Source organism: Streptomyces sp. NPDC096339 (assembly GCF_044762985.1).
Classification (GTDB): Bacteria; Actinomycetota; Actinomycetes; order Streptomycetales; family Streptomycetaceae; genus Streptomyces.
This window is the reverse complement of sequence record NZ_JBIWFI010000049.1, coordinates 17,488-30,038: the sequence shown is the minus strand read 5'-3', so window position 1 is coordinate 30,038 and position 12,551 is coordinate 17,488. Positions and strand designations below refer to the sequence as shown.

The 12,551-nt window shown below is 75.0% G+C and carries 8 protein-coding genes; all 8 read right to left on the bottom strand.

The features are described from left to right. Positions 1 to 16: 16 nt before the first annotated feature. Positions 17 to 1,345 (bottom strand): VWA domain-containing protein, encoded by a 1,329-nt coding sequence (locus tag ACIQ5Y_RS36725; protein WP_403890830.1) that lies wholly within the window; start codon positions 1,343 to 1,345, stop codon positions 17 to 19. A 74-nt stretch (positions 1,346 to 1,419) separates the two neighbouring features. After that, positions 1,420 to 3,051 (bottom strand): protein phosphatase 2C domain-containing protein, encoded by a 1,632-nt coding sequence (locus ACIQ5Y_RS36720; protein WP_403890827.1) that lies wholly within the window; start codon positions 3,049 to 3,051, stop codon positions 1,420 to 1,422. A 3-nt stretch (positions 3,052 to 3,054) separates the two neighbouring features. Then, a complete protein-coding gene (locus ACIQ5Y_RS36715; protein WP_403890912.1) occupies positions 3,055 to 6,030 on the bottom strand; it encodes a tetratricopeptide repeat protein in 2,976 nt (991 codons plus the stop codon). Positions 6,031 to 6,035: 5 nt separating this feature from the next. Next, positions 6,036 to 7,283 carry a hypothetical protein gene (locus tag ACIQ5Y_RS36710; RefSeq protein ID WP_403890909.1) on the bottom strand — a complete coding sequence of 416 codons (1,248 nt, stop codon included), beginning with the start codon at positions 7,281 to 7,283 and terminating at the stop codon, positions 6,036 to 6,038. An 83-nt stretch (positions 7,284 to 7,366) separates the two neighbouring features. Beyond that, positions 7,367 to 8,341 carry a glutamate ABC transporter substrate-binding protein gene (locus ACIQ5Y_RS36705; protein ID WP_403890906.1) on the bottom strand — a complete coding sequence of 325 codons (975 nt, stop codon included), beginning with the start codon at positions 8,339 to 8,341 and terminating at the stop codon, positions 7,367 to 7,369. A gap of 317 nt (positions 8,342 to 8,658) precedes the next feature. Next, positions 8,659 to 10,068 (bottom strand): hypothetical protein, encoded by a 1,410-nt coding sequence (locus ACIQ5Y_RS36700; RefSeq protein ID WP_403890824.1) that lies wholly within the window; start codon positions 10,066 to 10,068, stop codon positions 8,659 to 8,661. A gap of 182 nt (positions 10,069 to 10,250) precedes the next feature. Then, entirely contained in the window at positions 10,251 to 11,291 is a 1,041-nt protein-coding gene (locus tag ACIQ5Y_RS36695; RefSeq protein ID WP_403890821.1) for an N-acetylglucosamine kinase, read from the bottom strand. Next, the gene (locus ACIQ5Y_RS36690) at positions 11,282 to 12,547 is read right to left on the bottom strand and encodes a 6-phospho-beta-glucosidase (RefSeq protein ID WP_403890818.1); all 1,266 of its coding nucleotides are present in this window, start codon (positions 12,545 to 12,547) and stop codon (positions 11,282 to 11,284) included. Before ACIQ5Y_RS36690 ends, ACIQ5Y_RS36695 begins: the two co-directional genes overlap by 10 nt. Positions 12,548 to 12,551 lie beyond the last annotated feature (4 nt).

Below are 12,551 nucleotides of genomic sequence, written 5' to 3'. Positions count from 1 at the left end.
GTCTTCTCAGGTCTTGTCAGGTCTTCTTCACTCGGACGGTCTGTGTCGAGCGCGTTTCGAGGGTCATCTCGTCGGCGTCGGCGACCTTCGCTTTCAGCCGCACAGTACCCGCCACCGCATCCACGACATCCACCACCTTCGCCAGAAGCTTCGCAGTGTCGGCGTTTCCGGACGCGCCGGCCAGCTGTACGGCGCGACCGAGCTTGGCCGTCGCGCCTTCGACATCGCCCAGTTTGCGTGCTTCGAGGCCCTGCTGGATAGCCTGCGCCAGCTCCGCCTGCCCCGTGTAGTGCGCGACCTGCGGGTTCATGGCCGTGGACGCGACCAGATCGTCCGTCCACACCGCACGCACCAGCCCCTGGGCGAGCGTGGTCACCGGTTCGCCGGGCGCCGCGCCCGGGAGGACGAGCGAGGCGCGGGCCGCGAGCATCTCCTGGCCGACGGACGCGGTCGGGACGCGGACGCACACGTGGTACTCGCGGGACTCGTCGCCCCAGGAACCGGTCGGGTAGTCGCCCGCCCGCGGCCCGGCCTCGGTGCGGCGGGCGGTCAGGTCCTGGACGGTCGGCGCGACCTGCTTCACGTACTGGATCTCCACGCCGACCGGGGTCCACAGGCGCAGCGCGACGTCCGCGACCTCCTTGCCCATGACGTTCTCCATCATGCGCGTGAAGTCCTCGGCGAGGTGGGCCGGATCGGCCACGATGTCGGCGGAGCCCAGGAGCGCGCTCGCGATGCCGGTGACCTCCTTGACCTCCCAGTCGGTTCCCACCCCGCGCGCGTCGCAGGTGAAGCGGCCGGCGCACGCGTCGAGGGTGGCGCGGAGCACGGCCGGCTCCTCGTGCTCGTTGCGGCCGTCGGTGAGCAGGATGCCGTGCCGGATCGCGGCAGTGGAGCCCCGCAGCAGGCCGTCGGCGAGCCGCAGCCAGGTGCCGATGGCGGTGCCGCCGCCGGAGCCGAGCCCGCGCAGGGCCTCCTTGGCCTCGGCCCGGGTGGCCGGATCGGCGACGGCGAGGCGGCCCTGGCCCGGGTAGACCTCCTTGGCCACGTGCGTACCGGCGACCACGGCGAACGAGGTGCCGTCGCGCAGGGTGTCGATCGCGGCGGCCGTGGCCTCGCGGGCACCGCGCATCTTGTCCGGCGGGTACTCCATCGACCCCGAGCAGTCGACCATGATCACGACGGCGGCCGTGCCCCGGTCGACGCTCGCGCGGGTGGCGGCGGCACCACCGGTGGCGGTCACCGTGACGATGGCGTGCACCTCCCGCCCGCCCTCCGGGAGGAACTCGTTCTGGTACACCTCCACGCCGAAGCGCGGGGCGCTCGGCTTGGCGAAGTTCGCCATCGACTGGACTCCTTGAAGGCTCGGGCGGGCGGAGGGGTGGGTGGGCGGTCGGGCGGGGCAGGGGGCGGGCGGGGTCAGAGCTGGGGGCGTGCTCCCGCTTCCGTATCTGTCCCGGACTCCGGTTCCGCATGCGCCTGTTCCTGTGCCCGCTCCTGCGCCTGCGCGAGCGCCGTGAACGGGACCACCGCCACGGTGACGTTGTCGTGCCCGCCGCCGTCCAGGGCATGGCCCACCAGTACCTGCGCACTGTGCAGCGGGCGGGTGGCGGCGTCCGCGGGCAGCACCTGCGCCATCTCCCGTGCGGACTCCGCGTAGTTCCACAGGCCGTCGGTGCAGACCACGACCACCCCGGGGTGGTCCGGCTTGAAGGTGGCGGTGTGCGGTTCGAGTTCGTACGCGTCCGCGCCCAGCCAGCCGGTGATGGCGTGCGCGCGGACGTCGGCGTACGCCTCGGCCTCGCCCATCAGGCCCGCCGCGACCATCTGGGCAGCCCAGGAGTCGTCCTCGGTGAGGCGGCGCGGGAGCGCGGCCCGGTCGTCCGGCACCCAGTAGGCGCGGCTGTCGCCGACCCAGCCGATGGTCAGCAGGCCACTGCCGACGACGGCGCCGACCAGCGTGCAGGCGGGGGCGTTCTGCGCGCCGGGGACCTCGGGGGCCAGCGCGTTCACCGCCGCCGCCGCGGCCAGGATCGCGGAGTGCATGGCCTCCTGCGGGTGGGCGCCGCGGGGGAGCGCGTCGAGCAGTGCCTCGTTGGCGGCCGCGGCGGCCGCGGCGGACGCCTCGTCGGGCCGGCTGGCCGAGGAGACGCCGTCGCAGACGATGGCCACGGTGGCGGTGGAGCCGTCGGGCAGCGCGGTGGCGGCCACGGCGAACGAGTCCTCGTTGCGGTGGTGGCGCAGGCCCCGGTCGCTGACGGCGGCGACGCTGCCGAGTTCCTCCTCCAGGTGGTCCCGCTCGCGCGGCTGCGCGTGCCCGCAGTGCTCGCAGTACCCGTCGGTGTCCACGTGCCCGGCGCGGCAGGCGACACAGGTCTTGCCGGCCGCCTGCGGGGCTTCGGCGTACGGGGCTTCGCGCTCGGCGCCGCTGCCGTCGTGCGGGGCCTGCTGCGGGGCCTCGTGCGGGGCCTGCGGTGGGGCTTCGTGCGGGGCCTCGTACGGGGCTTCGTACTGCGCTTCGTACTGCGCTTCGTACCGGGCCTCGTACGGGACGTCGGCGCGGGGCGCTTCCGCGTACGGGTTTTCGGGCGCGGCCCAGGCGGTGCCCTCAGGGGGAGTGGAGCCGCCCGGCGGAGTGCCGCCACCGGGCAGGTCGTACCTGGCCTGCGGCCCCTCCGGTCCGCCGCCGTGCGCGTGCTCGGTGGGATCGACCGGGGCCCACGGCGACTCCGCCGGGGCATCGACCAGGGTCGGCGCGGCGGAGGCGACCGTGCCCCAGCCGGGGGCCGCGGCGGCGTAACCGGCCGGGGCCGGCACGGTCGGCGGTGCGGCGGGCGGCACCGCGGGAGCGGCGGCCGGGGCAGGGGGCGCCGCCTGCGCCACCGCGGCCGGAGCGGCCGGTGGCGCAGGTGGGAACTCGATCGTCGGGCGGTCCGCGGACACCGCCGGGGGAGGAACGGTGACGGCGTATCCGCAGACTCCGCAGAAACGGTCACCCTCCTCCAGGGGTTCCGCGCAGCTGGGGCAGCCCGACGGCCGATGCATCGACATCACTCACACCCACGTCCGGGGACGGAAACGGTTTGCCCGTTCCACCAGTTCGATCCTCTCCTCGCCCCGCTGCGCCAGCCGCGCGAGCACGCGGTACGAGCGCTCCAGCCCGAAGCGCAGGCCCCGCTCGTCCAGTTGACTGCCGAGCAGCGAGGTCCGACCGGGGTCGGAACCCCGGCTACCCGACAGTACCCAGTCCAGGGCCGAGCCCAGAACTTCGGTGGCGAGCCGTTCGTGGCGCTCGGGGTCCAGACCGAACCGCCGCAGCGCCTCCACCTGCTCGGCGGCGGCCGTCAGATCGGCCATCAGGGGCTCCTGCGGGGACCGGTCGCGCAGACGTGCGCGTACGGCCGCCACCCGGGCGGCGGTGTAGTGGATGGACGCCTCCGGTACGGATTCCAGCGTGAGCACGGCTCCGTCCCGGTCGCCGGCGGCCAGCTGGACCCGGGCCAGACCGAAGGCCGCGCTGACGAAGCCCGGGTCGGTGCTCCACACCAGGCGGTAGTACTCGGCGGCGTTGTCCAACTGGCCCAGCACCTCGGCGCACAGACCGAGGGCCAGCTTCGGCGCGGGCTCGCCCGGGAAGGCGTCGTAGATCGCGTCGAAGGACAGGGCCGCGATCTCGTCGTCCCCGGTGGCGAGCGAGGCGATGCCGCGGGCCCAGACGACGCGCCAGTCGTCCGGGTGCAGTTCCTCCAGGTCCGTCAGCGTGCGGGAGGCCTCCGGCAGTTCGCCCAGTTCGAGTTGGGCCCGCAGCCGGCGCAGCCGCAGTTCGGCGGAGTCGGCCGGTGCCGCGGCGAGGGCGGCGATCAGCTCGCCGGGTGCGGAGGCCAGCAGGCCGGCCAGGAACCCGGCGTTGGGATCGCCCGCGTCCACGAGCGGCACGGGCAGCGCGAGGGCGGTCCCGCGGGTGTCGAGCGGTCTCGCTCCCGCCGGTGCCGCTCCCGCTCCCGCGGCGGGCGGCGAGGACACGGGCGCGGGTGCGGGCACGGCGGCCGGAGCCGTCCGCGGCGCCGGCACCGCGGCCCCCGCCACGTGCGTGGCGGTGGTCCCGATCCCGGGCACGGCCCCGCCGGGCGCCGGCGCCGCCGGAGTCCCCCCGGGCGCGTGCGCCCACGTGCCCGACGCCCCGCCCGGGGCCGGTGCCATCGGCGGGGCGGCGCCCGCGGGCAGCGGGACGCCGCCCGACGGGGTGCCGCCCCCGGGCGCCTGTGCCCATGTACCGGGTGCCCCCGCGGGCAGCGGAGCGCCCCCGGGCGCGTGGGCCCCGCCGCGACCGGATGCCCCTGCGGGCACGGCGAAGCCGCCCGGTGAGGCCGTGCCCGGAGCGGACGTTCCGCCCGGGGCCCCGGCCGCCGCGGGTGGCGGAGCGGCAGGGCCGCGGCCCAGGAGGCCGGCGAGGCCGCCGCCCCGCCGGGAGGCGAACGGGCCGGGGGCGACCTCGCGGAGGCCGAGTCGGGACACGGGCCTGTCCGCCGTGTCCGTGAAGAGCTGGGTGTCCGGGACCTTCGTCTCGGGACCGAACAGCGTCGACAGCTGCGGCCGCGGCCGGCCCGTCTGGAGGGCGACCACCTCCCGCAGCACACCCGTCAGCTGGTCCGCCATCTCCTGCGCGGACGCGAACCGCCGCCCCGGGTCCGGGTCGGTCGCCCGGACCAGCAGCCGGTAGAAGGACTCGTACCGCTGGAACACCTCGATGTGCTCCGGGTCCGGCAGCGAGTCCACGAAGATGTTCGTGTAGCCCTGGAAGTCGAAGGTCAGGACGGCCAGCGTCCGCGCCACCGTGTACAGGTCGGAGGCCACCGACGGCCCCAGCTCGGCCACCTCCGGCGCCTGGTAGCCCACCGTGCCGTAGATGGCCGACTCGTCGTCGTCCATCCGCCGCACCGCGCCCATGTCGATCAGCTTCAGCTGGTGCTGCTGCTGGATCGCGTTGTCGACCTTGAAGTCGCAGTAGAGCAGGTTCCGGCTGTGCAGGTGGCCCAGCGCCTCCAGCGCCTCGATGCCGTACGCGCACGCCTGCTCCACCGGCAGCGGATCACGCCGCCCGTCCGGCCGGCGCCGCTCGTTCGCGATCTCCTTCAACGACTTGCCGCCGACGTACTCCATCACGATGTACCCGTCCAGCGAACCCGTCCGCTGGTCCAGGTGCTCCACGAAGTTGTAGATCCGCACGATGTTGGAGTGCTCGATCTCCGCGAGGAAGCGCCGCTCCGATATCGCGGCCTCCATCGCGTCCTGGTCGCCCGTGTCCAGCAGGCCCTTGAGCACCACCCACCGGTCCGAGACCGCCCGGTCCACCGCCAGGTACACCCAGCCGAGCCCGCCGTGGGCCAGGCAGCCCGCCACCTCGTACTGGCCGCGCACCACGTCACCCGCGTGCAGCTTCGGCACGAAGGAGTACGGGTGCCCGCACTTCGTGCAGAACCCTTCCGTCCGGCCGGGGCGGTCACCGCGCGCCCGGCCCACCGGGGCCCCGCAGTCCGAACGCGAGCAGAACCGCTTGCGCTCCGGCACCTCCGGGTTCTCCAGGACCGCCGTCGAAGGATCCGGCCGCGGCACCTCGGGCACCTTGACCAGCCCGGCACCGAGCTGGTTGCGCCCCGACGCCGAGACGGACAGGCCCGTACTGCGCACCGACACCGAACGGGTGGACGCCGCCCCCGACAGCGCGCGCGACAGCCGCCCCGACACCGAGCGCCGGGACGAGGACGAGCGCGAGGAACGGGACGAACGCGCCGAGGTCGAGGCCGAGGACGAGGAACGCGAGGAGCCCGATCCCTGCGAACCCTGCGACCCCCGTGAACCAGCGGCGCCCCGCGCCGCGCTCGTCATCGCGGTCGGCGGCGACACCAGCTCCTCCGCGCCCGCCAGGGCCGCCCCCACCGGCGCCAGTCCGCAGGTGTCGCAGTACAGGTCGCCGTCGCCCATGTCCTCGTACGTCCCCGGGCAGCCGGGGCGCAGGCACGCCGTTCCCACCAGGCTCATGCGCCGTCCTTTCCGGGAGTCTCCGCGGCCTGCAAGGCCTCCGCCGTCGCCTGCTGGTAGCGCAGGACGGCCTGCTCGGCGGCGCGCAGATCGCAGGGCGCGCTCCACAGCATCCGCCGGGCCGTGTCGTACCGTTCCATCAGCAGAGGGTCCTCCGCCATGCCGTGCCGTGCCACCTTCGCCTTGTACGCGTCCAGCCGCCCGCGCAGCTCGGCCCGCACGGCCAGCGGGGCCGTCACAGCGGTCAACGATTCACGGGCCCTGCGCAGTTCCTCCTCGGCCCGTTCCTCCAGGGATTCCAGCAGCGGCGAGAGCCGGTGCCAGCGCGCGTGGCGCCGGTGCTCGGCAGCCGCCGCGAGCTGTTCCTGGAGCACCGTTGGCGGGCCGCTGACGGCGGGCACCTCCGACGCGGCGATCTTCGCCAGCACCTCGCCGCGCGCGGTCCGCGCCTCCGACAGGGTCCGGTCCGCCCGCGAGAGCACGTCCCGCAGGCTGATCAGCCGCTGCTCGGCGTCCTGCCGTACGTCCAGCACCGCCTCGACCTCACGGCGTACGTCTTCCAGCGCCAGCGCGGCCCGGTCGTAGCGCCCGGTGTCCGGGCGGCCGCCGCCGGGGGCCGAGCTGCCCGCGGCGGGCTGCCAGAACGCCAGCGGGTCGGCGATCACCCGGGCCCGCAGCTCCGTCAGCTCGGCGGTGATGTCCTCCAGGTCGTCGCCCGAGGGGTGCTCACCGGGGCGCACCCCCACCGAGTGGGCCAGCGAGCGGGTGCGGTGCAGTTCGGCGGCGAGCAGGTCGATGCGGGCGGGCAGCGCCGACCACACCGCGTCGGCGGCCACCACCACGTCCAGCGAGCGCGCGTACAGGTCGTTCATCCGGGCCACCAGCTCGGCGAGCGAGAGCCGCTCCGCGAGCGCGGCGCCCTCCGTCGCGGCGCCCGCGATCAGCACGCCGGGCCCCCGCAGCCGCTCGGTCAGCTCGACGAGGTCCTCGCGGTTCGGCCAGCGGCGCCGCTCCCGGATCTGCCGGGCCGCGGTCAGGGCCCCGCTGTAGGCGTCGAAGTACGTCCACAGCCGGGTGATGTCGGCCTCGGCGGCCGCCCAGCGCTCCTCGGTGAGCCCGGTCAGTCCGGCGCCCTCCAGCAGCCGGCGCCCGGCGTGGTCCTGGAGGGCGAGCAGCGAGGTCTCCACGGCCTCGTGCTCCGCGCCGAGTCTGGCCAGGGCGCGGTCGACGCCGTCCCTGTCCATCACCGCCGATCCGCCTTCCACCGACAGTGCCTCCACCGATCGCCCCTCTCGTCCCTCCGTGTCGGAATCAGCCGCCACGGGCCTCAGCCGTCCCGGTACTTGGGCGCCGGCGGCGCGGTCACCCCGGGCAGCACGGCCTCCAGGTGCTTGCGGTAGGAGACCATCCACGGGCTGCTGGCGCCGCCCGCGCGGTAGCCCTCCAGCACGTTGTTGACGCGGCGGACCAGGTCGGAGGCGTCCTTGTTCATGGCGACACCGTAGAACTCCCGGGTGAACGGGGAGCCGACCAGCCGCACGGAGGGGTCCTGCGCGGCCTGGCCGGCCGCGAGGGCGTTGTCCGTGATGATCCCGTCGACCTCGCCGAGCTGCAGGCGGACCAGGCAGTCCAGCTGGTTGGGCACGGTGACGGGCGCCGCGCCGTACGACTGGGCCTTCAGGGAGGCCTCCGCCGTGGAACCGGCCGCGACGCAGATCTTCATGCCCTTCAGCGAGGTGTCGTACCCGGTGATGGGCGAGCCCTTGGGGGCCAGCACCTGCTGCCCGGCCTCGAAGTAGGCCGTGGAGAAGGCCACGTCCTCCAGCCGCTTGCAGTTGATCGTCATGGTCCGCACGACGATGTCGACCCGGCCCTCCTGGAGGGCCGGGATGCGCTGGCTGGTGGGGATGGCCCGGTAGATGACCGCCTTCTCGTCGCCCAGTATGTCCTTGGCGATGGCCTTGACCAGGTCGATGTCGAAGCCGTCGAGACGGCCCTGGTTGGACTGGTCCTCCAGGCCGGTGCCGCCGGTGGTGGTCTGGTTGCGGTAGCCCCAGCGGAAGCTGTTCTGGTCCACGCCGGCGACGAGCTTGCCGGCGGCCTTGATCCGGGCGATGGTCGCCCCGTCCACGGCGGACGGGCGCAGGCTCGCCTCCGGGTCCTGGCAGGTGTCGGAGGGCGCCGCCGGGGCCACCGCCATGGAGGCGGGCCCGCGGTAGACCCCCGGGCGGCCGGAGTCCGGCGCGGCCTGGGTCAGCGGCAGCAGCACGGCCGCGGCCGTCATGACGCACGCGGCGGCCATGGCGGTCACCCCGCCCCACCCCCGCAACCGGGTCCGCCGGGTCCGCGCCGCCCGCGGAGCAGGGAAGGGCCCGTCCGGAGCACCGCCGTAGTACCCCCCACCGCCCCCGGAACCCCCGTGCCCGCCGTGGGCGCTCCCGCCCGCGGCCGCGTGATCGCCCGCGCCGGGGCCGCCGGCCCCGGCCGCGCCACCGTGACCGCTCCCCGCGCTGCCCGCGCCGTCCGGACCGGCCTGGCCCGCGGCGGCGCCGAGGGGGCCGCGGGGGGTGCGGCCCTCGAAGCCCTCGGAGACCCGCTTCGCTCGTATCCGCATCGCGCTCACCTGTACTCCGAAAGCCTGCGCCCGATACCGAGCAGTGCCGCCGCCGCGCCGACGACCGCCAGGGCCGCCGAGCCCGTCACCAGACCGCCCAGCGCACCGAGCCCGTCCCGCGCCGCCAGGGTGAACTCCCGCTGTTCGTGGGCCACCGCCTGTTCCAGGGAGGCGTCCACCGTGTCGAAAGCGGCCCCGCTGGTGTCCTTGTGCTGCGCGTCCCCCACGACCTGGGTCAGCGCCGCCTCGAAGTCACCCTTCAAGTCCGCCTCCCGGGCCGCGGCGTGCCGCTGCTGCCACTGCTTCGCACCGTCCACCGCGCGGCTCACCGGCTCCCGGCCGGCCGCGTCGTCGGCGAGCCGCAGCGCCGTCGCCAGCCCGTTGTCCAGCTGCTTCATGTTGGAGATGAACTCCACGTCGTACTTGTCGGACTTCTTGTCCTCGGCCAGTACGGCGCCCCGCGCGACCAGCGTCAGGTTCTCCCCGGCCCGCGCCTGGAGCGAGGCGATGCGCGCGTCGTTCAGCACCTTCAGCGACTCCTGCCCTTCCGTCCGGGCCGAGCTCAGGTCCGACCGTGCCACCGTGTGCCCCACGGCCAGCCACAGCAGGACCACCACCGACGCGGCCGTCGCGGCCAGCAGTCCGTGGTTGAAGACCCGGTTCGTCCGACGGTAGTTGCGCCGCTGCGCCCACACCAGGGCGGCGAGCGCGACCAGGCCCACTCCGAGCGAGACCAGCGGCCACGCGCGGGCCTCGTCGTAGTCCGTGTACAGCCGGCCCGTCTCCGACTCGTACAGCCGCTGCGCCGCGGGCAGCAGCTGCGTGGTCATCTGCTCGTTGGCGTAACGGAGATAGGCGCCGCCCAGCGGCATGCCCTGCCGGTTGGCGGCCCGGGCCTGCTCGATCAGCCCGGTGTAGCGCGGCAGCTGCTCGCTCAGCAGGGCGATCTGGGCGCGGGAGTCCTCGTTGCCGCCGGTGTTGGCGGCCGCGTTCACCAGCAGCTTGGAGGCGTTGGCGATGTCCTTCTCGTAGCGCTGGCGGACCTCGCGCGGCTCCTGGGCGCCGAGCAGGAAGCCGCTGGAGGAGGTCGTGTCGGCGTCCGCGAGGGAGCGGTAGATGCTCGCCGCGTCCGCGCTCAGCGGCTGGCTGCGGCCCACGACGTCGTCGGCGGCGGTGGACCGGCCGGAGATCTCCCACACGCTGACCGCGCCGAACAGCAGCACCAGGGCGGCCAGGGCGGCGCCGATGATCCGCAGCCGTCCCGGTTCGGTCGTCGCCGCCTCGCGCAGCCGCTCCACGCCCTCGGCCCAGGCGGTACCCCGGCCCGGCGGCCCGCCGGGCCGCGGCCCCGACGGACCGGCGGACGGTACGGAGACACCGCCCCCGGGCGCGGGCGCGCGTGATGTGATCGCCACCGTGACCTCCCCCTCGGTCCTGTCCACTGTCCGGAGCAGTATGGCGTCAGTGCCGGACGGTCACACCACCCGGTGCTGAATCCCGGACGATCCGACCCCCCGCCGCGCGCCCGCCACCCCTTCATCGTCAATACGCGTACGAGACCGCCACGGTTCCAGATCCGTGCCCTCCAGGGGCGGGTTCACTCGAATCGGGCACGGGGTCCGGCACCGGACGGCGCGGCCGGCGGGACCCCGAACCGTGCGCGCAGCCGCGCGTACGACGGGGGCGGGGCGGCGAGGGCGTCCAGGCCCAGGAGGGCCGCGCCCAGGACCGGCGGCGCCGTGATCACGTGCATCCTGGCGAGCGGGGCCCGTTCGGCGAGGCCGTCGGCGACGCGGTCGTTCAGCTGCGGGTGCCGGGCCGTCAGCACCCCGCCGCCCAGCACCACCGGGACCTCGCGGTCGAGGAGTTCCAGGCGGCGCAGCGCCACCGTCGCCATGGTCACGATCTCGTCCGCCTGACGGTGCACCAGCGCGCCCGCCACCGGGTCCCCGGCGGCCGCCACCGCGAACAGCACCGGGACGAGTTCGTGCCGCCGCCCGCCGGGGATCCGTCCCAGGTGCAGCGCCTCGATCAGCTCGTACATCGAGGTGTGCCCGAAGTGCGCGGGCAGGGCCCGGGCCAGCTCCGTCGGTCCGCCCCGCCCGTCCTCGGCCCGGGCCGCGGACCACAGGGCCTCGTCGGCCAGTCCGCCCCCGCCGCCCCAGTCGCCGGAGATCCGACCGAGCGCGGGGAAGCGCGCCGTGCGCCCGTCCGGGGTCATCCCGACGCAGTTCACCCCGGCCCCGCACACCACCGCGACCCCGCACGGCTCCTCCACCCCGGCCCGCAGGATCGCGAAGGTGTCGTTGCGTACCTCGGTGGCCGCGCCCCAGCCGCGGGCGCCGATCGCCTCCGTCAGCTGCCGTTCCTCGACCGCCAGGTCCGCGTTGGCCAGGCAGGCCGACACCTGCGCGGCGTACGGGGATCCGGGCCCCGCCGCGGGCAGCCCCGCGGCCGCGGCAGCGGCCGAGACGGCCTGCCCGAGGACGTCCACCGCGGCCTCGACGCCCGAGCGGGGAGGCTGGAAGCCCCCGGAGCGCCCGGTGCCCAGCACGGTGCCGTCGGCGGAGATCAGCGCCGCGTCCGTCTTGCTGTTGCCCGCGTCGATGGCCAGTACGGAAGGGAGGGTCAGGCCCACGCCAGGTGCTCCTTGTTGTGCGCGAGGAGCCGGTCGGTGAGCCCCTCGGCCAGGTCCAACCGTCCGACCAGCGGGTGCGCGAGCAGGGCCTTGAAGACCCGCTCGCGGCCGCCGCGCAGGGCCGCGTCGAGCGCGAGGTCCTCGTACGCCGTCACGTGTGCGACCAGTCCGGAGAACAGTGGCTCCAGCCGGGGCACGGGCAGCGGCACCGGGCCGGAGGCGCCGACGCGTGCCTGGACCTCGATCACCGCGTCGTCGGGGAGGAACGGCAGGGTGCCGTTGTTGAGGGTGTTGACCACCTGCACCGGCGAACCCCCGTCGCCCAGCAGGGCGGCCGCCAGGTCCACGGCCGCCTCCGAGTAGAAGGCCCCGCCCCGTTTGGCGAGCAGCGCCGGCTTCTCGTCCAGCGCGGGATCCGCGTACAGGGCGAGCAGTTCCCGCTCCATCGCGGCCACCTCGGCCGCCCGTGAGGGCCCGGTGCGCAGTTCCCGTACGACCTCGTCGTGGGCGTAGAAGTAGCGCAGGTAGTACGAGGGCACCACGCCGAGACGGTCCAGGACCGTACGCGGCAGGTGCAGCCGGTCGGCGATCGACTCCCCGTGCTCCGCGAGCAGCCGGGGCAGCAGGTCCTCGCCGTCGGGCCCGCCGAGGCGTACGCCCCGCTCCCAGGTCAGGTGGTTGAGGCCGACGTGGTCGAGGTGGACGTCGGCCGGGGCCACGTCCAGCAGGGCGGCGAAATGGCGCTGGAAGCCGATGGCCACGTTGCACAGCCCGATCGCCTTGTGCCCGGCGGCGAGCAGGGCCCGGGTGACGATCCCGACCGGGTTCGTGAAGTCGATGATCCAGGCGCCGGGGTTGGCCCGGCGCACCCGTTCGGCGATGTCGAGGACGACCGGGACGGTGCGCAGCGCCTTGGCGAGCCCGCCCGCCCCGGTGGTCTCCTGCCCTACGCAGCCGCACTCCAGCGGCCAGGTCTCGTCCTGGAGCCTGGCCGCCTGCCCGCCCACGCGCAGCTGGAGCAGGACCGCGTCGGCGCCGTCGACGCCCGCGTCGACGTCGGTGGTGGTGGTGACGCGGGCCGGGTGGTCCTGTCGGGCGAAGATCCGCCGGGCGAGGGCGCCGATCGGCTCCAGCCGTTCGGCGGCGGGGTCGATCAGCACGAGTTCGGTGACGGGCAGGGTGTCGCGCAGCCGCGCGAAGCCGTCGATCAGTTCGGGGGTGTAGGTGGAACCGCCGCCCACCACTGCGAGTTTCATCGGT